General features: G+C 42.9%; 24 protein-coding genes. 17 read left to right on the top strand and 7 right to left on the bottom strand.

Annotated features, from left to right (window positions below; all coding sequences use genetic code 11):
- Nucleotides 1-5 precede the first annotated feature (5 nt).
- The 7 genes from GQS54_RS04145 (at nt 6) to GQS54_RS04115 (ending at nt 6,507) form a co-directional block, all read left to right on the top strand.
- Complete coding sequence (locus GQS54_RS04145; RefSeq protein ID WP_166422738.1) at nt 6-515, top strand: phosphatase PAP2 family protein; 510 nt, start codon at nt 6-8, stop codon at nt 513-515.
- Nucleotides 516-526: 11 nt separating this feature from the next.
- Nucleotides 527-1,603, top strand: a complete 1,077-nt coding sequence (locus tag GQS54_RS04140; protein WP_166422737.1) for an MJ1255/VC2487 family glycosyltransferase — start codon at nt 527-529, stop codon at nt 1,601-1,603.
- Nucleotides 1,604-1,940: 337 nt separating this feature from the next.
- Nucleotides 1,941-3,188, top strand: a complete 1,248-nt coding sequence (gene lysA, locus GQS54_RS04135; RefSeq protein ID WP_166422736.1) for a diaminopimelate decarboxylase — start codon at nt 1,941-1,943, stop codon at nt 3,186-3,188.
- Nucleotides 3,189-3,339: 151 nt separating this feature from the next.
- Nucleotides 3,340-4,170, top strand: coding sequence for a diaminopimelate epimerase (dapF, locus tag GQS54_RS04130; protein ID WP_166422735.1), 831 nt, complete (start codon nt 3,340-3,342; stop codon nt 4,168-4,170).
- Entirely contained in the window at nt 4,167-4,865 is a 699-nt protein-coding gene (locus GQS54_RS04125; protein WP_166422734.1) for a DUF484 family protein, read from the top strand. The genes dapF and GQS54_RS04125 overlap by 4 nt, the downstream gene beginning before the upstream one ends.
- Complete coding sequence (locus GQS54_RS04120; protein WP_346766549.1) at nt 4,865-5,761, top strand: tyrosine-type recombinase/integrase; 897 nt, start codon at nt 4,865-4,867, stop codon at nt 5,759-5,761. The genes GQS54_RS04125 and GQS54_RS04120 overlap by 1 nt, the downstream gene beginning before the upstream one ends.
- Before the next feature lie 32 nt (nt 5,762-5,793).
- Nucleotides 5,794-6,507: an HAD-IA family hydrolase gene (locus GQS54_RS04115; RefSeq protein WP_166422732.1), complete on the top strand. Its 714-nt coding sequence runs from the start codon at nt 5,794-5,796 to the stop codon at nt 6,505-6,507.
- Nucleotides 6,508-6,594: 87 nt separating this feature from the next.
- On the opposite strand, the gene cysE is transcribed toward GQS54_RS04115, so the two are convergent.
- Complete coding sequence (cysE, locus tag GQS54_RS04110) at nt 6,595-7,374, bottom strand: serine O-acetyltransferase (RefSeq protein ID WP_166422731.1); 780 nt, start codon at nt 7,372-7,374, stop codon at nt 6,595-6,597.
- A gap of 146 nt (nt 7,375-7,520) precedes the next feature.
- Between cysE and uvrD the strand changes: the two genes are divergently transcribed.
- A complete protein-coding gene (uvrD, locus tag GQS54_RS04105) occupies nt 7,521-9,695 on the top strand; it encodes a DNA helicase II (protein WP_166422730.1) in 2,175 nt (724 codons plus the stop codon).
- A gap of 91 nt (nt 9,696-9,786) precedes the next feature.
- Nucleotides 9,787-11,055 carry a diguanylate cyclase gene (locus tag GQS54_RS04100; RefSeq protein ID WP_166422729.1) on the top strand — a complete coding sequence of 423 codons (1,269 nt, stop codon included), beginning with the start codon at nt 9,787-9,789 and terminating at the stop codon, nt 11,053-11,055.
- Here GQS54_RS04100 and rarD read toward each other — a convergent pair.
- Nucleotides 11,036-11,944, bottom strand: a complete 909-nt coding sequence (gene rarD / locus GQS54_RS04095; protein ID WP_166422728.1) for an EamA family transporter RarD — start codon at nt 11,942-11,944, stop codon at nt 11,036-11,038. The two genes, GQS54_RS04100 and rarD, sit on opposite strands and share 20 nt — an antisense overlap.
- Before the next feature lie 801 nt (nt 11,945-12,745).
- Here rarD and GQS54_RS04090 point away from each other — a divergent pair.
- Nucleotides 12,746-13,318, top strand: coding sequence for a VTT domain-containing protein (locus GQS54_RS04090; RefSeq protein ID WP_166422727.1), 573 nt, complete (start codon nt 12,746-12,748; stop codon nt 13,316-13,318).
- Between the two features lie 24 nt (nt 13,319-13,342).
- On the top strand, nt 13,343-14,266 hold the full coding sequence (locus GQS54_RS04085; protein WP_166422726.1) for a formate/nitrite transporter family protein: 924 nt from the start codon (nt 13,343-13,345) through the stop codon (nt 14,264-14,266).
- Nucleotides 14,267-14,399: 133 nt separating this feature from the next.
- Here the strand turns inward: GQS54_RS04085 and GQS54_RS04080 are convergent, their stop codons facing one another.
- Entirely contained in the window at nt 14,400-14,801 is a 402-nt protein-coding gene (locus GQS54_RS04080) for a DUF2177 family protein (RefSeq protein ID WP_166422725.1), read from the bottom strand.
- 284 nt (nt 14,802-15,085) lie between these two features.
- Between GQS54_RS04080 and GQS54_RS04075 the strand changes: the two genes are divergently transcribed.
- From GQS54_RS04075 to GQS54_RS04050, 6 genes are all read left to right on the top strand, one after another.
- Nucleotides 15,086-15,526 (top strand): hemerythrin domain-containing protein, encoded by a 441-nt coding sequence (locus tag GQS54_RS04075; RefSeq protein WP_166422724.1) that lies wholly within the window; start codon nt 15,086-15,088, stop codon nt 15,524-15,526.
- Between the two features lie 71 nt (nt 15,527-15,597).
- On the top strand, nt 15,598-16,128 hold the full coding sequence (locus GQS54_RS04070) for a redoxin domain-containing protein (RefSeq protein WP_166422722.1): 531 nt from the start codon (nt 15,598-15,600) through the stop codon (nt 16,126-16,128).
- A 108-nt stretch (nt 16,129-16,236) separates the two neighbouring features.
- The gene (locus GQS54_RS04065; RefSeq protein WP_166422721.1) at nt 16,237-17,859 is read left to right on the top strand and encodes a diacylglycerol kinase family protein; all 1,623 of its coding nucleotides are present in this window, start codon (nt 16,237-16,239) and stop codon (nt 17,857-17,859) included.
- Between the two features lie 283 nt (nt 17,860-18,142).
- Nucleotides 18,143-18,688: a hypothetical protein gene (locus GQS54_RS04060; protein ID WP_166422720.1), complete on the top strand. Its 546-nt coding sequence runs from the start codon at nt 18,143-18,145 to the stop codon at nt 18,686-18,688.
- A gap of 88 nt (nt 18,689-18,776) precedes the next feature.
- Nucleotides 18,777-19,826, top strand: coding sequence for a mechanosensitive ion channel family protein (locus GQS54_RS04055; protein ID WP_166422718.1), 1,050 nt, complete (start codon nt 18,777-18,779; stop codon nt 19,824-19,826).
- A 453-nt stretch (nt 19,827-20,279) separates the two neighbouring features.
- Nucleotides 20,280-20,723 (top strand): PA2169 family four-helix-bundle protein, encoded by a 444-nt coding sequence (locus GQS54_RS04050; RefSeq protein WP_166422717.1) that lies wholly within the window; start codon nt 20,280-20,282, stop codon nt 20,721-20,723.
- A gap of 140 nt (nt 20,724-20,863) precedes the next feature.
- On the opposite strand, the gene GQS54_RS04045 is transcribed toward GQS54_RS04050, so the two are convergent.
- The 4 genes from GQS54_RS04045 to GQS54_RS23490 form a co-directional block, all read right to left on the bottom strand.
- Nucleotides 20,864-21,079 (bottom strand): TIGR02450 family Trp-rich protein, encoded by a 216-nt coding sequence (locus GQS54_RS04045; RefSeq protein WP_166422715.1) that lies wholly within the window; start codon nt 21,077-21,079, stop codon nt 20,864-20,866.
- 25 nt (nt 21,080-21,104) lie between these two features.
- A complete protein-coding gene (locus GQS54_RS04040) occupies nt 21,105-21,527 on the bottom strand; it encodes a tetratricopeptide repeat protein (protein ID WP_166422713.1) in 423 nt (140 codons plus the stop codon).
- A gap of 423 nt (nt 21,528-21,950) precedes the next feature.
- On the bottom strand, nt 21,951-22,901 hold the full coding sequence (locus GQS54_RS23495) for a DUF2268 domain-containing putative Zn-dependent protease (RefSeq protein WP_166422712.1): 951 nt from the start codon (nt 22,899-22,901) through the stop codon (nt 21,951-21,953).
- A 218-nt stretch (nt 22,902-23,119) separates the two neighbouring features.
- Nucleotides 23,120-23,254 (bottom strand): hypothetical protein, encoded by a 135-nt coding sequence (locus tag GQS54_RS23490; RefSeq protein WP_346766548.1) that lies wholly within the window; start codon nt 23,252-23,254, stop codon nt 23,120-23,122.
- Nucleotides 23,255-23,383 lie beyond the last annotated feature (129 nt).

The raw sequence follows: 23,383 nt of genomic DNA, 5'->3' as shown, positions 1-23,383 counted from the left end.
TGACCTTGAAAACACTTACTCAGACAGACACCCAGCTATTTCATTGGCTATTCGGACTTACCGCTAAGCGCGACTGCCGCTTAGTCATTTGGATGTCACGAACCGGGGATGGTCATTTATACCTAGTTCTCGGTTTGCTACTGTGGATATTTGAAGCTGAACACGGCGCCCTGTTTATATACAGCGCTTTGCTTGCTTATAGTCTTGAATTGCCTGTATACCTAATTTTAAAGAAGTTTCTACGCCGCCAGCGTCCCTGTGACTTATTGCAAAATTTCAACGCGCATATCACGCCCTCAGACAAATTTAGCCTGCCCTCCGGCCATACTGCGGCAGCCTTTTTAATGGCTTCTTTAATCGCTAGCTTTTACCCATCAATGATGATTTTAGTATATTGCTGGGCCAGTATTATTGGCTTGTCTCGTGTATTACTGGGTGTGCATTATCCAAGCGATATTATTGCTGGCGCCGCATTGGGTCTGAGTATGTCCTATTTCAGTTTATCCTTATTATAAGAGTCGAAACTTTGAAAATTCTTTACGGTGTACAAGGTACAGGAAACGGACACACAACGCGTGCTCGAGTCATGGCTAAAGCTTTTAGCCTGCGCAAAGATATTCAGGTAGATTATTTGTTCTCTGGTCGTGAAAAAAATAAATATTTCGACATGCAAGTATTTGGTGACTTTGCCAGTTATCGTGGATTGAGCTTCGAAACACGGGGCGGTAAAATCAGTCAATACGAGACCCTAAAAGCGGCCAAGATAGGTGAGTTATACCGCGACATTAAAACTGTACGCGCCCAAGATTATGATTTGATCATCAATGATTTTGAACCCATTAGCGCTTGGGCTGCGAAATTAAACAAGATCCCATCTATCTCTATAAGTCATCAGGCTGCATTTATGCATCCTATACCCAAACACGAGGGTACTTTGTTCGACCGCTTAATTACCCAGTACTTCGCACCTACCGATTTGCAGCTCGGCGTACACTGGTATCACTTTGGCCACGCTATTATGCCACCCTTCATCGAAGCTGATGACGCAAAAAATCCACTATCTCGGACGTATTTAGTATATTTACCCTTTGAAGAAATAGCTGATGTCAGTGCGCTACTTGACTCATTTTCAGAACATGACTTTGTCTGTTTCCATCCAAAAATAGAAGTCGATCATCAAATTGGAAATATTAGTTGGCGATGTCCGTCAAAAATGGACTTTTTGCAGGTTTTACAGACCTGTTCGGGAGTTATCGCCAATGCAGGATTTGAACTGGCGAGTGAGTGTTTGCATTTTGGTAAAAAGCTTTTAATTAAACCGTTAAGTGGGCAATTCGAACAGCTTTCCAATGCTAAAACGTTAATGCAACTCGGGCTTGGCCAGAGTATGGCTACATTAGATACTGATATTGTTGAAGAATGGTTACTCAAACCAGCAATTGAGCGCATAGAGTATCCACAAAATCCAGATATTTTAATAGATTGGTTGCTCAAACGAGACTGGCAAGCAGTTGATTCTTTATGCGAGCAATTATGGAGTAAAGTTCGCTTTCCCCAATCCGTTATCACCCAACTGGATAAGCTACCTGTCATCAGTCGCTAGTCTTTGTGTAATTGGTATAACTTCGCACTATTAAAACAAACCTTAACCAAAGGCCTGCTTAGGGTGATATAGATATAGAATATAATGCCTAAAGCACGGCTAACACGTTGCATTTTACGCTGGGAGTGCCATCATACGCGGCTACACTATCAGTTGAGGCCTGTGATGGGACGTAAAAGCATATTTCTATTAACGCTAATTAGCACTATTACTCTGTTAACATTGCAAGGTTGCGGGCAAAAGAAGCCGCTATTTTTGCCTGAAAAACCGCAACAAAATACGTCACCACAAGCATCGCCTCTCCCATCTAAAGATATGCAAGAAGGTAAGCAGTAATATGGATTTTTTTGGCTACAAAAATGAAAAACTATATGCAGAAGATGTATCACTGCAAGACATAGCCCAAACCCATGGCACCCCATGTTATGTTTATTCTCGGGCAACAATAGAGCGCCATTGGTTGGCATTCGACAAAGCAGCTGGAGCTCATCCACATTTGGTCTGTTACGCGGTAAAAGCTAACTCGAATTTAGGCGTATTAAGCGTATTGGCAAAGCTTGGCTCGGGTTTTGATATTGTTTCAGGCGGTGAATTACTACGGGTGCTAGCCGCAGGCGGCGATCCAACAAAAGTGGTATTTTCAGGTGTGGGTAAAACCCATGAAGAAATTGCACTCGGTCTACAACACAATATCAAGTGCTTTAATGTCGAATCACCAGCCGAATTAGAACGCATCAGTCAAGTCGCTGTTGCCGAAAACAAAATTGCGCCGATCTCTATTCGTGTAAATCCAGATGTAGATGCCAAAACGCATCCTTACATCTCCACCGGTTTAAAAGCTAATAAGTTCGGTATCGAGCGAGAACAAGCTGTGGACGTATACCGTCATGCTGCCTCATTACCTAATCTGGCCATCAAAGGAATCGATTGTCATATCGGTTCACAGCTAACTGAAATAGCCCCCTTTGTCGACGCTCTCGATAAACTTCTATTGTTAATCGATGAACTAGCAGCAAACGATATAACGCTATCTCATTTGGATGTAGGCGGCGGTTTAGGTGTAACTTACAAAGATGAAACACCACCGCATCCAGACGAATACACCCAAGCGATTACTCAGCGAATGAGCGGTCGTCAAGACCTGCAGCTAATTTTCGAGCCGGGCCGAGCCATTATGGCGAATGCGGGTGTACTGTTAACCAAAGTTGAGTTTTTAAAACAAGGTGCTGAAAAGAACTTTGCCATCGTTGATGCTGCTATGAATGATTTAATTCGCCCAGCGCTTTACTCCGCTTGGCAAAATATCATTCCGCTAGACATCTCGTTAACGCGCAATAGCGCCATTTATGATGTCGTTGGTCCAATTTGCGAAACCGGGGATTTTATCGGCAAAGACCGTGAACTTGCCGTCGAAGCGGGTGACTATCTGGCTGTACGTAGCGCCGGGGCTTATGGATTCGTTATGGCGTCGAACTATAATAGCCGCTGCAAGGCAGCTGAGATTATGGTCGACAGTGATAAAGTGATCGTCGTGCGCGAGCGTGAAAAACTTGAAGATTTATGGCGCGGCGAAAGCGTGCTGTAGCAACCAAGTCGACCTCTTTGCACCGTAACCCAGTTGGGCTGGGTGCAAATGCGTAGTCAGCTGTGCTTTGAAATGATATAAACGTCATTATAGGTACTTGATACAAGGGCGATTGTCGCCCGGTTAAGTGATTTTTACGTAAGTGGCAAACATGCAAGTTCAGTTTTCAAAGATGCACGGCTTGGGTAACGATTTTGTCGTGATTGACAACGTGACGCAAAACGTTTTTTTCAGCAAAGAAAAGATTGCCCAATTGGCAGATCGCAATTTCGGTATCGGCTTCGACCAACTATTGGTTGTTGAGCCTCCGTACGATCCCGAACAAGACTTCCATTACCGGATTTTCAATTCTGATGGGTCTGAAGTTTCCCAGTGTGGCAACGGTGCCCGCTGTTTTGCACGTTTCGTTAAGATGAAAGGTCTAACAAATCGTAATAAAATAGTCGTCAGCACCAAGGCTGGCCGCATGGTGTTGTACCATGAGCGTGATGGCCAAATTACCGTGAACATGGGTGAGCCCAATTTCGAACCGGCAAAAATACCGCTTAAGGCCAACAAACAAGAAAACATTTATATTATTCGCAACAATGAACACACCTTTTTTTGCGGTGCAGTTTCAATGGGTAACCCCCATTGTGTATTGTTGGTCGATGATGTGGAAACAGCTGATGTAGAAGGCATCGGTAAAATGTTAGTTGCCCATGAACGATTCCCTGAAGGGGCAAATATCGGCTTTATGCAGATTTTAAACAGCGGCCATATTAAGCTGCGTGTATATGAGCGCGGTGTAGGTGAAACACTCGCCTGCGGCAGTGGTGCATGTGCCGCTGTGGCTGTTGGCCAATTGCAGAAAAAGTTAAATAAAGAAGTCACCGTCGATTTACCTGGTGGCACCTTGAAGATTCGTTGGCAAGGGCCGGGCTCAATCTTAAAAATGACAGGGACAGCTGAGCATGTCTTTGATGGAAATATCACGTTATGAATGAAGCATCTGGTCAGCAAAAAAGTCAACTCGACGTCACCTCCACTTTTGCTGAACCGGATGGCGTAACGGAACAACAGGTGGCGGAATATCTCACTCAGCACCCTGATTTTTTCGTTAAACAGCCTATATTACTTGAAGAACTACAAATACCACACGCCCATAAAGGCAGCGTGTCGCTTGTAGAACGACAAAGTGAACAGCTACGGCAAAAAGTGCGTTTGTTAAATAGCAAACTCAGTCAATTGATCAATATCGCGAAGCAAAACGAAGCAATTTATCGAATTTATGCTGACTTGAACTTGCGTGTGCTCAAATGCACCGATATTAGCTCGGTACAATATGTACTCGAAAATGTTATGCAAGAGCAGTTGAACTTATCATCTGTTGCCCTAAAACCCTATAAAGGGGCGTTTGCGATACCAGAAATTCAACGTAAGCTTTTTGCTGAAAAACGTTTTAAAGATAATTCCTTTTTCTTTGGCCGCTTAAGTGAGCATGAAAAAAAGTTGTTGTTCAACGATCAACAAGCAGAGTCAGTCGCTTTACTGCGTTTAGGTGAAAATGGCGAGTTAGGTATTTTGGCAATCGGTAGCAATGATCCAGGCCACTTTAATCCCGATATGGACACGCTACTCATCACGCAATTGCAGCAGTTTTTAAGTATTCTGTTGCCTAAATTACTTGCGTATTAGTGATGTCGCAGCCCGGCCTGCAACCTTCGCTAGACAAGTACTTCTATTACTTAAAGTACGAACGTAATCTTGCACCAAAATCAATCCAAAATTACCAGCGTCAACTGGCCAGTATCTGTGCTGTTTTAACGATAAATAATTGGACACAACTCACCGTTGATCATGTTCGACAAGTACTAAACCAAGCCCGTCGGCAAGGCTTAAGCCCGCGAAGTATTGCCCTTAGGCTTTCAGCCCTACGCGGTTACTGTAGTTATTTAGTCGAGAAAAATATTTTAACTAGCAACCCAGCAAAAGCTATTCAGGCGCCCAAACAAGGTAGTCCTCTGCCCAAGCAACTCAATGTAGATGAGATGCATCAACTGCTCGACTTTGATGATGATTCGTTACTCGGAATCCGTGACAAAGCCATGTTGGAATTAACCTACAGCTGCGGTTTACGTTTAGCTGAACTAGCCGATTTAAATCTCGCTAGCATCCAAAACGATGCACAGCTGAGAGTCATGGGTAAAGGCAGTAAGGAACGCATATTGCCTATCGGAAAAACTGCCTTAGGTTGCGTGAATGAATGGCTAAAAGTACGCGGCGAATTAGTAGACGGTGATGAACCTGCGCTATTCCTCAGTAAACACAGACGTAGAATTAGCCACAGGCAAATTGCCAAGCGTATGCAGTTATGGGCCAAGCAACAGCATTTAGACCAACATATAAATCCCCATAAGCTACGCCATTCATTTGCCACCCATATTCTCGAATCAAGCGGCGACTTACGTGGGGTGCAAGAACTACTAGGACACGCGAATTTGTCTACAACTCAGGTGTATACACACTTGAACTTTCAGCATTTAGCGAGCGTATACGATACAGCGCACCCCAGAGCCAAAAGACGCAAATAAGCTTGCCACATTAAGAGGATGAAACCGCGTAAATGATTTACTATCGTAAAACAGGCCAAATAAAGGCCATGACATTTGATCTCGATGACACCTTGTACGATAACTACCCTTATATCATTCGAGCCGAGCATGCATTGATCGAATTCTTAGGTAGCTTCGCCGATGATCCTGCTCACAGTCACGCCGACTATTGGCGTCGCCATAAACATACAACCTTGCAGCAAAAACCAAATTTACATAGCGATATGGGGTTGTTACGTAGAGAAGTTCTCACCAGTGGCCTGCGAGCATTCGGTCACAGCGGATCCGCACTTAAAGATGCGGTAGACCAAGCTTTTGATTTTTTTTACTTTGAGCGCAGCAACTTTCAGGTTGGCGAAGACGTAACCCGTATTCTGGGCGAGCTTGGTGAGCGTTGGCCTTTGGTAGCCATTACTAATGGCAACGTCAACCTTAAGCAAATTGGTATCGCGGACTACTTTCAAGAAAGTTTTCATGCCAGCTTAACGTTTCCCATGAAGCCCAGTAGCGCCATGTTTGATGCTGCCCAGCAGTTACTTAATTTACCAAGTGAATCGATTTTGCACGTAGGGGATAATTTAGAAAAAGACGTGCTTGGTGCAAAAAAAGCTGGGTTTATGAGTGCGTGGTACGCGGATAATCGCAGTATGAACTTACAGAATGAGGATGTGACTGTTTTGCCTGATATTCAGTTACAACACTTAAGCGAACTGTGCTCTTTATAACTGAAAAACGCAACTTACCATAACGACCACCGTTGCTCGAGTCCGACAAAATAAATCAGCTGCACCTGAGGTATAGCTGATTTCTAATTAGTCTTCTAATACGTTTTGACGCATGGTTAGACAAGGATTTTGACAGCTAGGTTTACCAACAATCTTAGCAGGCACACCCGCGACGGTTACATGAGCTGGTACATCGCTTAATACCACACTACCGGCACCGACTTTTGCCCCTGGTCCAATTTCAATATTGCCCAATATTTTAGCGCCGGCACCTATCATTACACCCCGGCGTACTTTTGGATGACGATCGCCACTCTCATTTCCTGTGCCGCCCAGTGTCACAGATTGCATAATGGATACATTATCTTCAATCACAGCCGTTTCACCGACTACAATGCCTGTGGCGTGATCGAACATCACGCCCTGACCGATATAGGCTGCTGGATGAATATCGACTGACAAGACTTCAGAACTGCGGCTTTGTACGAACAAGGCTAATTCGTGGCGCCCCATCAACCAAAGCATATGTGCAAACCTATGTACTTGGATAGCGTGAAAGCCTTTAAAATATAACAAGACAGTAAGGAAAGATTTCACCGCAGGATCACGCTCAAATGTGGCTTGAATGTCAAAAACAGTTGCTTCAACAAGCAAGGGTTGATCGCGATATGCTTGTTGCAACATGCTGCGCAATGCTTCGGCCGACATAACTTTGTCCGACAGCTTATTAGATAAAATAAAGCTCAATGCACCTGCGAAGTTATCTTGTTTTAAAATACATTCTTCAGCATAGGTGGCGAGTACGGGCTCTTTTTCAGCCATCACCTTAGCTTCATCACGAAGCGTTAGCCAAAAGTTATTGTCCACGGTATACCCTCTAGTTTGTATGACTTTTTAGTGTAATCAGTTGTGATAATAAAGCCCAATATTGACTAAGAACAAATTCATTAATTGTATAAAAACACAGTATAACTGTTATAATGCCAGCATAATTCTACAGCATTTTTCTCCCCATGGATGTATCTCGACTCTTAGAACAACTCAACGACAAACAACGCGATGCCGTTGCTTCTCCCGCCGCCGATATGCTTATTTTGGCCGGTGCTGGCAGTGGTAAAACTCGTGTATTGGTTCACCGTATTGCCTGGTTGATGGAAGTCGAAGGTATCGCCCCGTGGGGTATTCTAGCGGTAACCTTTACCAATAAAGCCGCTCGAGAGATGCGTGGGCGGATCGAAGAGTTGCAAGGCAGCGCACTGAGTAGCATGTGGATAGGTACTTTTCATGGTATTGCCCATCGCCTATTACGCACCCATTACGCTGAAGCCAAGTTACCCGAAAACTTTCAGATCCTCGACTCAGATGATCAATATCGTTTAGTCCGTCGGGTAATAAAAAGTATGAACTTAGACGAAAAGCAATGGGCACCCAAGCATGTTCAATGGTACATAAATGGCAATAAAGACGAAGGCCTACGTCCAGAGCATATTGATACCCATGGCGATTATAATCAGCAAAAACTGCGCGATATCTATCAAACTTATCAGCAAACTTGCGACCGGGCTGGATTAGTCGATTTTGCTGAGTTGTTGCTTCGCGCTCATCGCCTATGGGCGGAAAATCCGGAGCTCCTTAAACACTATCAGAATCGTTTTCGTGCCGTGTTAGTTGATGAGTTTCAAGATACCAACAATATCCAATATGCTTGGCTACGCCTACTAGCCGCCCCTACCAACAATATGATTATTGTTGGTGATGACGATCAGTCAATTTATGGCTGGCGTGGAGCGAACGTACAAAATATTCAGCATTTTTTACGCGACTATCCGAATGCCAAAACCATTCGCCTAGAGCAGAACTACCGTTCTACCGGCAATATTCTTAAAGCGGCCAATGCAGTCATAGATAACAACCAAGGCCGCCTAGGCAAAGAACTTTGGACAGAAGGTGTCGACGGCGAGCTCATTTCTTTATATGCCGGTTTTAACGAATTAGATGAAGCACGTTTTGTGGTTTCACGGATTAAAGATTGGCATACCCAAGGCAATGCGCTAAGCGATTGTGCCATCTTGTATCGTAATAACGCTCAATCCCGTGTTTTAGAAGAAGCCTTATTACAAGAATCTGTCGCTTATCGAATATATGGCGGGCTACGATTCTTTGAACGTCAGGAAATTAGAGACGCCTTAGGTTATTTGCGGATCATCAACCAGCAGATTGATGATGCAGCCTTTGAACGCGTAGTGAATACGCCAACCCGCGGCATTGGCGATAAAACCTTGGCACAAGTCCGCGAGCAAGCAAAAGAACACGAGCTTTCGATGTGGCAAGCCAGCTTACAACTATTACGCGAAAAACGTTTATCAGGCCGTGCGTCGAACGCCTTGCAGTCGTTTATTGATTTAGTCTTACAGTTACAAAAAGATACCCAAGAACAAGCATTAGAGCTGCAAGCTGATCATGTCATTAAGCATTCTGGCTTATACGCTATGTACAAGGCTGAAAAAGGCGAGAAGGCCCAAGCTCGTATCGAAAACTTAGAAGAATTGGTTACTGCTTGTAAGCAGTTTGCACCGCCAGAAGAAGCAGAAAACATGTCTCCTTTGTCAGCCTTTTTAGCCCATGCATCACTTGAGGCCGGAGACGCCCAAGCTGATAAGCACCAAGATGCGGTACAAATGATGACCATACATAGCGCTAAGGGCTTAGAGTTTCCTTTGGTGTTATTGGTAGGCGTAGAAGAAGGCATGTTCCCGAGCCAAATGAGTAACGATGAGCCAGGCAAAATCGAAGAGGAACGGCGCTTATGTTATGTGGGCATGACCCGCGCTATGCAAAAGCTTTATATTACCTATGCAGAGAATCGTCGAGTTTACGGCCAAGATAAATACCATACTCAGTCACGTTTTATCAAAGAGATACCGAGTGAATATATAGAAGAAGTACGCCTACGCACCAAAGCCACAGTATCGCGCCCAATGCAAAGCCGCTTTCAATCATCAGCTAGCCATACAGCATTTGATTCCACAGGCTTTAAACTAGGTGAACGAGTGGCGCATCGTAAGTTTGGCGAAGGCACGGTACTCAACTATGAAGGTAGTGGCGAGCACGCTCGAGTTCAGGTAAATTTTGATGATGTAGGCAGTAAATGGTTAGTGCTTTCGTTCGCTAAATTAGACAAATTATAAAAACGTAAACTTTGAATGAGTAACTCGGTACTATGTGGGTAACACGAAGTTGTGTACCGTCTCTGTATCTGGCAAAAGGTAAACTCGTTTTATGCGTCCAAAAGTACTGATAATTGATGGTAACGAACACAGTTTAAATATTATCGCCAGTTTGCTACTGAAGGCCAAACTAACACCAGTCACGGCCACCAGCCTGACTGCTGCGCAACATTTATTTTCAAATTCGGCACCAGAAGATTTTTTGTGCGCCATCGTTGATTACCGCTTACCTGATGCGCCCATTGGCCAAGCCATTGATTTTGCCCTGAGCTCGTTCTTACCTACGATTGCAACCACCGAGTTTTTGGACGCTGAAACCCGCGCGGGTATTCTTAACAAAAACGTGATTGACTACATTCTTAAAGAGAACGAGCAAGTTTACGAATATCTCAGCGTATTACTTAACCGTTTACAGAAAAATAAAAATATTGGCGTATTAGTAGTCGACAACGCCAGAGTCAGTCGTAATCGCAGTACCTCGCTACTTCGACGTCACAATTTTATCACCCATCAAGCCACTACAGGTCAACAGGGGTTAGAGGCATTGACCCATTTTAGTCACGTTAAATTAGTTATTATTGCCAACGAATTACCAGACATGAGCGGCATTGAAATGCTCAGTGAAGTCCGCAAACTCGCTAAAAAAGATGATATTGCAGTTATTGGTTTATCTGACCATAGTGATACTGGGGTTTCAGCCCGTTTTATCAAAAGTGGTGCCAACGATTACTTAGCACAGCCTTATGGTGAAGAAGAGTTTCTATGCCGTATAATGCAAAACATTGAATTAATAGAAAATATCGAACTTATTCGCTTGGCAGCCAATTCAGATTTTCTCACCGGCTTACCCAATCGACGTCACTTCTTCGAACGCGTCGCCGCCGCCAATCAATTAGCCCCTGTTAACCACAGCTTAGCGCTTATCGACATTGATCATTTTAAAGTGATTAATGACACCTATGGCCACGATTGTGGTGACTACACATTACGTGAAATTGCCACATTAGTTGCTGTTACTTTTGAATCTCACATACCTGCACGATTTGGTGGAGAAGAGTTTTGTGTATCTATGCCCAATATAGATTTACCGGGTGCCGTACGGATTGTTGAGGACTTCCGCCACGCATTAGCGGGTATCACTTTCAAATTTGAGGGGCAGACTTTCCATATCAGTGTCAGCATTGGCGTAACAGCTATTAAACATGGCGGGGTGAATGGCATGTTACGTAAGGCAGATGAATATCTATACCAAGCGAAGAAAAATGGCCGCAATCGTGTAGAGCACGATCCCCCTGCGAGAACTAATCTTGGGGGAGCTTAAGAGCCTTTCTAATTTTTCGATACTGACGCAAGGAGTCGTAACTAAACAACCCTAGCGCTAGCCATACAAAGCCAAACATCACTATTTTATTGCCATCAAGTGGCTCATCATAAACCACCGCGGCTAACACAAACATAATGCTCGGGCCGATATATTGAAAGAACCCCAAAGTCGAAAACATAATGCGTTTCGCTGCTGCGGTAAAACACAATAGAGGAGCCGTAGTCACAATTCCAGCACAGATAAGCGTGATATTTAAAGCCGAATCATTAGTCAGCATATTACTCCACTCACCAGCGAACCAAATCCAGTAAACGATTGCAGGTGGCAGCAATAAACAGCTTTCAACCAGTAAACCCGGCAATGAATCTACGGCGACTTGCTTACGCAGTAAACCGTATACACCGAAGGTACCAGCTAGTGCTAGCGCAACCCAAGGCAATTGCCCGTAACTTACGATAAAATACATGACACCAAAAAGGGCTAAAGCAACGGCCACTTTTTGTAGGCGCCGCAGTCGTTCACCTAAAAATAATCGACCTAAAAATATATTTAGCAAGGGGTTTATGTAATATCCTAAACTGGCATCCAACAAATGATTATTATTAATAGCCCAAATAAAAATAAACCAGTTAGCCGCAAGCAGTACCCCAGAAATCAATAAAACCTGCATGACCTTAGGGTTAAAAATAGCTTGTTTAACCTTCTCAAACTTGCCAGTAATTCCCACCAGTAAGACTAAAACAAGGACAGACCAAACAATACGATGCATTAAAATTTCCATCGCAGGGACTTGCCCTATCAGCTTGAAGTATAACGGCGCTATGCCCCACATGGTATAAGCCGCTATTGCGAACAAGATACCTGACCTCACTGATTTATCATTCATCTTGCCACCCCTTGTGTATCAAGCGCTGGAGTGTGAGTTAACTGCCAGTAAAAAGCAATATTCAAACCGGACATACTTAATACTCAAATCCAATAAATAATTGCCCTCTGAGAATTCATCCAACGGGTTTTAAACAAGGCGTCGGGGTGCAGTAATGGTTGCTCCCTTTCAAATACCGAGAACGTAATACAAAATCCGCTGGGATATTACCTTTGGGCTAACTTTAAAAGGACTTACTATGTGTTGCTCAAACTTGAAAGAGCGCCATATTATTTTCAATAAAGGGCTATCATTCAAACGCCTTGATTAAGTCCTTTTAAATCTTCGCTGAGTAGTTAATTATTTATTGGCGTTGGTATTTACCTTACTAGCTAAACTACGAACATCCCATTAGACACAAAAGCTACGCAGGTAGTTGACCATCCGCGTTAACACTAGTCATTTATTAACCGTGTAACTAAAAATCGGTTTTACTTGTAGCTTGCTCACTTATTGGCCTGCATCCACTCAGTAAAATTTTCAAAGACACGGACTTATTGCGCCACAAGACAAATCATAGATAACATTAAACCTCGTTTATGACGGTGAAAATCTATCACTACTTTTATATTTCACTTTATTGAATAGGCTTCAAACCTAGGAAATACATCAGTCTGGGAGAAAACTCGGAGCATTGGCGCCCTCTAAGCATCCCAGTTTATTGATTTGGTATATATCCTGCTTTTGGATATAGAAAGAAGTACATTTTCTTCACCATTTGGCACAGATAAAACGTGTTAATAACCCCTGAATAGGACAAGTATGGTCGCTTACTTTAAACGTAAAACTAAGCAGTTTATCGAATCTAAAAACATGTATATGGCATTAGTTATCGCGTCATTCTCGGAATCGATTATTGTTCCTATTCCATTAGAAGCAGTACTTATTCCCTTAATGCAGGCTAAGCGCGAAAAAATTTGGTTATTAGCCTTCTTAGCAACTCTTGGCTGTATTTTTGGCGCAATCATCGGATATGGCGTTGGCTATTACTTGTTTGATCAATTTGCCGAACAAATTGCCGGTTGGTTCTCAGATCCGCAGCAATTAGAAAACGTCAAAAACCAGATGCAGCAACAAGGTTTTTGGTATGTGTTATCAGTTGGTATTATTCCGATCCCATTCCAAATCGCTATGTTAGCTGCCGGAGCTGCTAAGTATTCGCTCTTTATGTTCTTATTGGCTACCTTAATTGCCCGCACGATCCGCTATTTTGGCCTAGCCTTATTAGTAAAGGTTGCGGGAAATAAAGCTGAAGCTATTTTTAGAAAATATAAAATTCCCACCGCTATCGTGCTTACTCTAGCTGTGGCACTTTTCTGGTGGATAAAGCACTAGCCTATGACTATCAAGGATAAAATGATGAGTGATGATTTAGAGCATGGGGAGCACGATCATGAAGCTAGAATCGTCTCGCCTTCCGGCGAGTTGCTGTTTAATGAAGATACCCGCGAGCGAACTAAAGAACGCACCCGTGAAAGTAAAGAGTATGTTTCAGTCATCGTCAAACGCGTAGATGAAACTTTCCGTCATCCTGACGATATTCTAGAAAAAGCCATTGATGAAGGTGTTGAGCAACTCGCTAGGCCCGCTATGTCACTTTTCATGTCGGCATTAGCTGCTGGTATGATCATCTGCTTTACCGTGTTAGCCGTAGGCGTGATGACCACCATCGTTGGTGATCTCTCTAGCGGCTTTAATCGCGTACTTGTTGCCTTGGTTTATCCTTTGGGTTTTGTTATGTGTATCTTAAGTCGGACCCAGCTCTTTACTGAACATACGGCAACGGCCTTTTACCCTATTCTAGACAGAAGAATACATATTACTCGTATGTTTCGTTTATGGGCAATTGTCATTGCGGGCAATATTATCGGTGGTATTTTCAGTGCAGGTTTGCTGACCATGAGCGATGAAGTAATTCACGCTAGTGCGGGTTATTTGATTATCGCAGACCATATTTTGTCTTACTCGCCAGGAACACTTCTCGTTAGCGCGACCCTAGCAGGATGGTTAATGGCGCTCGGTGCTTGGACCATATTATCTACTCATTCAACCACCAGCCAAATACTGTGTATTTACATCGTTACCTTTATTATTGGCCTAGGTGGATTACACCACTCCATTGCGGGCTCGGTTGAATTACTCGTTGGCTACTTTACTGCTGACAGTATTTCTCTTATTAGCATGCTAGGCGCGTTGTCTGTAATGCTATTAGGTAACGCTATCGGCGGCTCTGTGTTTGTGGCTCTGCTCAATTACAGTCACATACGAAAACTAAATAAATAATATATCCTTTAAGCTACAGTCATCGCTGTCCCTTAAAGGATATATTGCGCAAAAATATAACTTTTGGCTTTACGGAGCAATATACCTTGTCGGCCTTAAGATCCAATGTAACGTTTACACCTCGACGCAGGTATCAATTCGTCGTCTGTGCTAAGCGCCAACCGCAATAACCGCTTAAACTGGTCACGACTGTACCCCATGCCCAGTCTTGTAAACTGATGCCCAATGGCCAACCTGCCAATAACGCATAGTTAGTCATGTTATAAGCACCATATGCTGCCGCACCCAATATAGCCCCGCCTAACAACACGTTTTTGCTCTGTGCGACGTGATAATTTGGCCGTATAACCAAATACACAATGGCCATACAATACAAGCTATAGAATACTATCCAAGGCCAAATATGCACATCACTACGCATCAACCCTGCCATTGCAGCAATGTAACTATCTTTCGCTATCAATCCAAGCCACACGGCATCCAGTAGCAAGAACCCCAGCAAAGACCCACAATAAGCTCGAATAGATTTTTTCATGTTGTCTTCCTTTAATTGCCATAAACACTCACAAACCCCTAACGGTGAATCATCGTTAATTAATATTACGAAAAATATTAAAAAACGCCCAAAAAAACTATTTTTACACACAGAAAGAACTACCTTAGTTGTGTAAATATTACCGCGTATGGATCATAAAATATGTTGTGCATGAAATAAAAAATTATATTTTTCAACAGATTAGAGGCTCTCCAAGATTGGTATGATGCTCGCATTGTTAAAGCATACAAATATAGCGAATATGTAACTGACGAGGAATAAAGATGAAAATTTTTGAAGCGTTACGTAACGATCACGACGTTCAGCGTGATTTGATGAATAAGTTGATAAATACATCTGGCAAAAGCGATATACGTATCCATGCATTCAACGAATTAAAGGAAGCACTTGAAAGTCACGCCTTGGCGGAAGAGCGGTTTTTCTATGCGCCGCTGATGGAATCAGATGACATGGCGGACCAGTCTCGTCATGCTATTGCAGAACATCATGAAATCGATGAGTTGATCGAAAAACTTGAACAGACGGATATGAGCTCGTCGGCTTGGTTAACGCATATGAAAAGCCTGCAACATTTGGTATTGCATCATTTAGATGATGAAGAACATCAATTCTTTCAAATGGCAGGTAAGGTGCTAAACGAAACCCAAAAGAGCAAATTGGCTAGCAGCTATCGTGAAGAAATGCGTGAGCAACAAACAGCCTAATACAGAGCCTCTCTGAGGCTTTTGTCGTCCATAAATGTGTAACGATAAGCAATCTACATAAGAGGATAAACATGAATATTGAAAGACTAACTCCAGGGGCGACGTTCCCCAATATTGAAGTATTAAATAACAAAGGAGAATGTGTTCCATTAGTTAATCCAATTAGCCCAGAGCATTGGACTATGGTTGTGGTGTATAGAGGTGTGCATTGCCCTGTGTGCACTAAGTATTTAACCCAACTACAGGAAATGCGTACACAGTTTCAAGATATCAAAGTGGATATCGTTGCCGTGTCAGCCGATACCGTCGAGCAGTTAAACAGAAAGCTTGATGATGTGGCCGCTGAATATCCGGTTTATGCTGGTCTGAGCATGGATTATATGAAGCAATTGGGTTTATTCGTATCAGATCCTAGATCAGATGCCGAAACAGACCACCCGTTCCCAGAACCTGGCTTGTTCATTATTAACAGTGATAACAAGGTGCAGATAATTGAAATAGCTAACAGTCCATTTGTTCGCCCTGATCTCAATATGTTGGTATCAGGTTTAGGTTACACGCGTAAGAATGACTACCCTATTCGTGGTACTAAATCGATTTAACCGGCTAGAAGTAAAAAACCTAAGCGTTTTGCCTAAAACGCTTAGGTTAGCCCATCGAAAAAACAAACCATTCATGGGCCGTCAGCAATTCAGTAAAGGAATCTCCGTATGTTTATTGTCAAGTATTACCTAGGTGGTGCGCTGGGCGCTTTACTGTTGGCGTATTTCAGCGCAAATATACTCGTCTCCCTGCCATTGATATGGATTGGGTTATCGCTACTGTGCGTCGGTAGCGCTTATTTACTGCAAAAGCCTGCTATTTTTCGTAAGAAACAAGACGGTTCAATCCCATTTTATATTCGTTGGGTGTTTATTCCTTTCTTATTAGGTGTTCAACTTTATAACAGCTGGGCGCGAAAGCATGACAAAGTCCCCGCCATTCAGAAGATTGACGATGATTTGTATCTTGCCTGTCGCTTATTTCCTAGCGATGTAGAACAGCTACATGACTTGAACGTTAAAGCAATTTTGGACGTTACCGCCGAATTCGATGGGCTTGATTGGACCGCCACATCTGAAGAGCTCGCTTACTTAAACGTCCCTGTACTTGATCATCAAAGCCCCAGTGAAGAGGATTTGATCCGAGCTGTAAACTGGATTGATAACCACCGCCGAGCAAAACGCGGTGTGGTTGTGCACTGTGCATTAGGTCGAGGAAGATCAGTGCTCGTGATGGCAGCTTATTTACTCAGGATAAATCCTAAAATGAGTGTAAGACAGGCGATTTCAAGCATTCAAGATGTACGAGAAACAGCACGTTTAAATAGCCATCAGCTAAGGGCGTTATGTAAGGTATTCGAAGGCGGAAAATTAAGTGCACAAGCCCCTACTTGGTTAATAGCTAATCCTGTATCGGGGGCAGGTAAATGGCCGCAGAATCGTGAGTTTATCGAACAACGCCTGTCTGGTTCAATGCAGCTTAAGATAGTGGAAACCACGCCAGATGTCAGTGCCAAAAATCTAGCTAAACAAGCTATTGAAGCCGGTGCCAGTAGGGTTATAGCATGCGGTGGTGACGGCACATTAACAGAAGTCGCATCGGTATTGGTAAATACTAATGTGCATTTCGCGATCATTCCTATGGGCACTGCAAATGCCCTGGCTCATGCATTATTTGGTGCCAAATCAAAAGTGATGCCCATAGAAGTTGCTTGTGAGCATATCGAAAATGGCGTACCTACAAAGATTGACACGGCCAACTGTAACGAGCACTTAATGTTGTTAGTGACCGCTGTAGGGTTCGAGCAGAAAATGATTGAAGGCGCGGATCGCGATGAAAAAAACCAAGGGGGTCAAATGGCGTACATCAAAGCTCTTTGGGAGGCAGTCAATGTTAATGATTCTCTTGACCTTCGCATCACTATAGATGACGAGGCACAGCAGTCGTTGTCTGTCTGTAGCCTTGTGGTGGCTAATGCTGCGCCCTTTACTACCGTATTGGCACAGGGCGGAGGCGAGCCTGATGCAACAGACGGCGAGCTCGATCTTACTTGGTTGCCCCCACAAACGTCTGTCAGCGAGCATATGTTTAGTCTGTCTGAATTAATTGCCCCCAGCTTATTCGCTGATGCAGAGAATAAAAATGTTCATCACCAACGCATTAAGAAGATAAAAATATCTGCCGACCAACCACTTAACTATGTTATCGATGGTGAAACGTATCAAGATGACGCCTTGGATATACGCATTAACCCAAGCTCATTAATCATGTTGATTGCCCCTGAACAATAATGTGTACAGCGTTAAGCAAAATCAATTAAGAGGGTAAGCACGGCTTGCCCTTTTTTATACCCTGTATTTTAGGTAGATAAACCACTCAACTATTCCCTACTTTGGTGTGCACTTTTTACCATACCCGCAGTAATTTTTGCCTAGACTTAAAAGAGCAATTTAGTGAAAGCCTTGTAAACAAAGGACTGCAAGGTTGGCTTCAATTTTGAATAGGACAATATATCAAGACAAACTCAATAAGCTGCGTAATCGACTCGCAGCAAAGACCACGAAGAGCATCACTATGAATATATTGCCTGATTACATTTTGCTAAAACCAACCTTAACCCTTTGTATGATTTGCCTTTGTTTATTCGGTTGTTCCAGCGTCCCGCCAACTCAATATCAGGCAGCCTTAGAAAATGGAGCTCAAGGTTATAGCCATATTCAATTAAGCGATAACCAATACCGTGTTGTTTTTAAGGGCAACAAAAGTACTACCGAAAATGATGTAAAAAATTTCGCGTTACTTCACGCTGCAGAGCTAACTACCGCACAAGGCTATAATTGGTTTACCGTTGTCGAAAGCGATACTGACATTGAAACAAAAGATTTAACCCGTGTTGGCCCAAGTACCATGAAACCTATACAGGGCGAGACAACTTGCGGTTTACTGGGTTGTGCTACACCAAGCTCTCCTAATTATGCTGGCGGCGAAGTCACCACCAAGCAAGTAAAAGAAAACATTATGTCATCACTGCTAATTACCATGGGCAAGGGTGATCCAAAGACACCACTGGAAGTATTCGATGCGGTACAACTTTCCAAAAATTTGCGCCAAGCTCATTAGATTAACTGCTGCACATTGTGTGCGTTCCCCCTTGCGAGTACCTATTGGTACTCGCTTTTTTCACTTGTAACAGCCTTAGGATCAGATAATGGAATTTAAAGCACTCGGTGAGTTTTCTTCATTGATCAACGACAAACTGCAAAGTTGGCTTGAGCAGACCATCGCCCACCTGCCAAATTTCGTTGTGGCCATTGTAATTATTATTGTATTTTCAATTTTAGCGCGCGTGATGAGCAAAATGCTGCGCAAAGGCTTACATCGCGCACTTGACTCAAGACAAATTGCTGACTTGCTCGCATCTATATTTAAAGCGGTGGTAATGTGTACCGGTATATTCATCGCTTTGGAATTTTTAGGCTTATCCGGAACGGTTACTTCGTTATTAGCCGGTGCCGGCATTGTCGGTTTAGCCATTGGTTTCGCCTTTCAAGATATGACTGAGAACTTAATTGCCGGCATCGCGATGGGTATTAGAAAGCCATTCGAACTAGGTGATGTAGTTCAAGCAGAAGGTGTATTCGGGAATGTTCGGGCGATTAATTTACGCAATACGATCGTAGAGACTTTTTTTGGTCAAATTGAAGTGATTCCCAATAAGATTCTTTTTCGAAACATTCTGACTAATTATTCCACCATAGGAGTACGCCGACTCGAAATTCCCGTAGGGATCTCTTACGGCGATGACCCCGCAGCAGCGGCTAAATTACTAACAGATAAGATCAACGAATGTGATTTCGTTATCAAAAAACAAGAAACTGCAGTTTATGTAGAAAGCTTTGGCGACAGCTGCATCAATATGTTGGTGTGGTTCTGGATAGATTATCCAGGCGACACAGGATTTATGGTCGCCCGCCACGAAGCAATTATCTTAATTAAAAAGACCTTAGAAGAAGCCGACGTCTTAATACCGTTTCCGATTCGTACATTGGACTTCGGTGCTAAAGGCGGTGAGAAGTTAGACACTATGTTGGCCAGCCAGCAAGGCTCAGGCAACGATTCACAGCAAAATCACAACACTCAAGTCAAAGGTGGCGGACATAAAAATACTGTTAAGCCCAGTACTAACGAAAAAAGCGTAAGTAAAATGAATGCAACAACCCTAGACACGCCATCCTCTGTAAGGGGTAACCAAACATAATTAAAATTAGATTGGATATAACTTGTAAAAAGCACCTTGGGGCAACCTTCGGTGCTTTTATTTTATGCTTGATGCTTTATAAAAAGCGTCTATTTGAATTGAGCAGATAAATATTTTTGGTAATTCACTGGGTAAACCACACCGATATCTACTTCTACCTGCTCTGTGGATGTCACCTCACTAGAAGCTGCCTCGGTAGTTTATTCAACGTCAATGCAATCTTTACTTAGCGTAAAAATAATCCCTAAGCATTTTCACTTAAATAATTCGGAATAATTCAAAAACCCTTTAGAGAAAGATGCAAGCAACTGTTTTACTTAGGTTTTATTTTATTCAAAATACTTTTAACTTATTAACTAAATACGCACTATTTGGTACAGCCATTGCAATTACTTGATTAACTCAGAGGAACCCTCTGACGAGATAATAAGTTTAATCACAAAGGAGTAATCTATGTCTAATCCAAATCATATTGAAAAAGTATCATCGATTATCAAAGTGCTAAACGGCGGCATCGAGTTTTATTCGGACGCCATTAAGAAAGTTGACTCTCAAAGTGTTAAAGCAGTCTTCGAGAAGATGATCAGCGACAAGCAAGCAGCTATTACTACCCTACAACCATTCGCGGTTGCCGAACAGGGTGAATATGAAGATGATAACGCGATGAGTGTTGATATCCGAAATATGTACACCAGTGTAATCAGCTCACTCACCTCTAATAGTGATCACACTTACGTGAGCCAGTTAGAAGAAGTAGAAGATAAAATATTAGCAGTATTGCGTGATGCACTTAAGGAAGACCAACCCGCAGCGTGCACAATGGCGTTAAACGGTGTACTAACAGATATGAAGCGAAACCACGACCAAATGCGTGCCTTACAAAAAAGCACCGCATAAGTCGCGTTAGAGACGATACTGAAGGTGGTGCCTTGTCAGCAGTGTACCTTTAGCATTCAATAATCGTTTAATACAAAAACACCCCGTCACACAAGTGGCGGGGTGTTTTATTGTCTGTCGCCTATTAGTACAAACTTTAGCTATTTCCAGCCTTGAAGCCAACGATCGGTGTCTTTTAAATCTCGCCAGTTAATAGACATAGGCCGTTTCGACATAATGGCCTCAATACAGCAAGAAACAACCAGGCCGTCTTCATCAAATTCTATCTCTGTAACGATAAAGTGCTTCTCTTTATCCTGTGGTGTCACGGCAGTCCATTTGCTATTGAGCAACTTTTTTGGGTTTATCTGATTCATTTTAGCCTATTAGTAACGAACGATTTTACGCCACCAGTAATGATTCAAGCAGATCGTCTATTTCTGCTTTCAATTCCTTGTCTTCAATTTTATTCGCGCTGATTTTCGCCGCTTGTAGATTTTTAATCGCGTCGCCAGTGAGATTAAGCTCCACTTGTAATTTCGCCATTGAATAAGCGATAGACGACATGTGGTCTTTCGAATTCATGGCTGTGGCTTTATCTAACGCTTTTTGATAAATAAGCACAGCGTCACTAAGATTTTCAGTAAAATCGGCTAGGGTCTCCCACTGTTCAGGGTGATCTTTATGACTATTTTCATGCTCAAGGCAAAGCGCTTTTAATTCATCGTAGAGCGCATCAAACGCCTTCTGATCGTTCTTGTTAGCCGCCGCCATCAGCTTTTCAGATAGGCCATAAACTGCTTTGTATATTTTGGTGTTAATCATCACGCAACCCTTTTAGGCATCATCAAGCAACGAAGACATCTTCGAAGCCCATTTTATGGCAGCCAAGATAACATGGGTTTGTGGCGTAACCTACGCACAACCGTTATTTATGGCCTGCGGCGACTCAACCCAGCTACGCTTACTTATGGTCTTCGGCCACATCATCCATGACGCATTTTTAAACCCAGTCCTGGGTGGTCGCCGCGCAAGGGCAACTGGCTTTCAATAGACAGCGGCAAAAAATAAGCAAAAAGGGCCACTCTCCTGCTAGTGGAGTCTGGTCTAATGTAATTGCTAATCAAGTGCGCGCAAAATTACTTGAGGCTGTTTAGCAACAACATTTAGTAACGCCAATGCTGGACCATGAGGATTGCGAGCGCTTCGTTCTCAGTGGCGTAATGTAGAGGACTCACAACAGTGACTTTAATGGTTTTGAGTTTTTTCTTCTCTGGCGTATCCGCTCACCTGCAAAATGTAATTCGCATCTGGAACGGTGGTTAGCAATGTAAACGCTTCTCTTTTGTCAGCCATATTGTAATAGAATTTTTTCGCTATCTGATAGCCTACGTAGTAACCCAAATCTCCCGGTCTGCTGCCTTTTTTCTGATTAGCGATCCAATTAGAAACATCAGTGGAATTCATTTGTTGAGAAAAGCGATGCCACACTTCTTGTTCGTTTTCAGTTCCATATTGATAATGCAGTTTTACCATGGGCGAAATTCCTGTGGATAATTCAGCCAAAAAATCAGCTCCTCCTTCAAATATGGCTGCTCGTATCAATGTGCCCGGGCCCGCTTGCTGCTGAAATGAGTGCACGTATTCGTGCGCTATCAGTTGCACTAGCAGATCAAGACTGGCAAATTTATAGCCTTGCGCTACTAAATCAGGTGGGGCTATTTTAGCCAACTGCTCTGCTCCCACCAGAATGCCTCGGTTACTTACGGTGCCAGCTGAGCTCATCCTTCCGATGACAAAATAGACGTCTAACGGCTCAGCATCGTCAGACCATTGGCTAAACTGATTAAACATCTGCAACAATTGAGGGCGTAATGCTGCCGGGTTATACGTATAAATATCGAGAGTTTGATAATAGCTAAATAGTGTATCTACAGTGGTTACCAGTTCTGCTTCATTCTTTATTTTTAAACGATAAAAATCTTCTAGCCCAGCTGATGCATCTAACAAATATTCAGTTTCGATTAGCCTGATATTGTAAGCTGGGTTGCCGACTTGCCATTTGGTAAGCATATTTTCAAAGCGTTGAACATCACCAACATTAATAGTGAAGCTATCTATTTTAGGGTTTGAACTAGCAGCTAGCGCACCTTGCAAAAACAAGCTAATGCACAATACCAACACTAATCTGGTGAACACGCTATATTCCATATTTTGTCTTTATGTATTTTATATAAATTCTATTTATCAAGAATACGAATTAACTTGAGCTTATTTAAGCTGAATTTCTGATTAATTGCTTTTTCTAAATACCTTAGGCCCACTCAACTTTTGATATGAGAACCTTAAACAACTCATACCATAACTTAAGACCCGTCCTTTGAGGCGCTAGATGTTCTATATTTGTTTTCCAGTTTTTAATAGCTCTCAAAGTCTGCCCAATAAGAAACGGTGATACCTACATTCTCCCGAGCTGACCCTGCGCCTAAAAATTGTGGTTGTTGCAGGGCAAGCTCTGCCATTCTATTTGCCGTTTCGCTATATCCTTTCACAACGTCACTGCAAACGGACGTAAAAGTAAGGGCGTAGTATGGGCTCTGGAATCTGGGATATTAGCTAAATGCTGCGCCTTTTCTCCTTGGCAAACCACAACGTGATTGTCTGAACAAATCCGTGATGAG

The organism is Paraglaciecola sp. 20A4 (assembly GCF_011378905.1).
Taxonomy (GTDB): domain Bacteria; phylum Pseudomonadota; class Gammaproteobacteria; order Enterobacterales; family Alteromonadaceae; genus Paraglaciecola.
Note: the sequence above shows the minus strand (reverse complement) of the source record. Positions and strands in the feature narration are given on the sequence as shown.

Excerpts from the sequence above, each read along its gene's own strand:
- lysA (WP_166422736.1), top strand. The coding sequence starts at position 1,941 with ATGGATTTTTTTGGCTACAAAAATGAAAAACTATATGCAGAAGATGTA.
- dapF (WP_166422735.1), top strand. The coding sequence starts at position 3,340 with ATGCAAGTTCAGTTTTCAAAGATGCACGGCTTGGGTAACGATTTTGTC.
- GQS54_RS04125 (WP_166422734.1), top strand. The coding sequence starts at position 4,167 with ATGAATGAAGCATCTGGTCAGCAAAAAAGTCAACTCGACGTCACCTCC.
- GQS54_RS04115 (WP_166422732.1), top strand. The coding sequence starts at position 5,794 with ATGATTTACTATCGTAAAACAGGCCAAATAAAGGCCATGACATTTGAT.
- uvrD (WP_166422730.1), top strand. The coding sequence starts at position 7,521 with ATGGATGTATCTCGACTCTTAGAACAACTCAACGACAAACAACGCGAT.
- GQS54_RS04100 (WP_166422729.1), top strand. The coding sequence starts at position 9,787 with ATGCGTCCAAAAGTACTGATAATTGATGGTAACGAACACAGTTTAAAT.
- rarD (WP_166422728.1), bottom strand. The coding sequence starts at position 11,944 with ATGAATGATAAATCAGTGAGGTCAGGTATCTTGTTCGCAATAGCGGCT.
- GQS54_RS04090 (WP_166422727.1), top strand. The coding sequence starts at position 12,746 with ATGGTCGCTTACTTTAAACGTAAAACTAAGCAGTTTATCGAATCTAAA.
- GQS54_RS04085 (WP_166422726.1), top strand. The coding sequence starts at position 13,343 with ATGAGTGATGATTTAGAGCATGGGGAGCACGATCATGAAGCTAGAATC.
- GQS54_RS04080 (WP_166422725.1), bottom strand. The coding sequence starts at position 14,801 with ATGAAAAAATCTATTCGAGCTTATTGTGGGTCTTTGCTGGGGTTCTTG.
- GQS54_RS04075 (WP_166422724.1), top strand. The coding sequence starts at position 15,086 with ATGAAAATTTTTGAAGCGTTACGTAACGATCACGACGTTCAGCGTGAT.
- GQS54_RS04070 (WP_166422722.1), top strand. The coding sequence starts at position 15,598 with ATGAATATTGAAAGACTAACTCCAGGGGCGACGTTCCCCAATATTGAA.
- GQS54_RS04065 (WP_166422721.1), top strand. The coding sequence starts at position 16,237 with ATGTTTATTGTCAAGTATTACCTAGGTGGTGCGCTGGGCGCTTTACTG.
- GQS54_RS04060 (WP_166422720.1), top strand. The coding sequence starts at position 18,143 with ATGAATATATTGCCTGATTACATTTTGCTAAAACCAACCTTAACCCTT.
- GQS54_RS04055 (WP_166422718.1), top strand. The coding sequence starts at position 18,777 with ATGGAATTTAAAGCACTCGGTGAGTTTTCTTCATTGATCAACGACAAA.
- GQS54_RS04050 (WP_166422717.1), top strand. The coding sequence starts at position 20,280 with ATGTCTAATCCAAATCATATTGAAAAAGTATCATCGATTATCAAAGTG.
- GQS54_RS04045 (WP_166422715.1), bottom strand. The coding sequence starts at position 21,079 with ATGAATCAGATAAACCCAAAAAAGTTGCTCAATAGCAAATGGACTGCC.
- GQS54_RS04040 (WP_166422713.1), bottom strand. The coding sequence starts at position 21,527 with ATGATTAACACCAAAATATACAAAGCAGTTTATGGCCTATCTGAAAAG.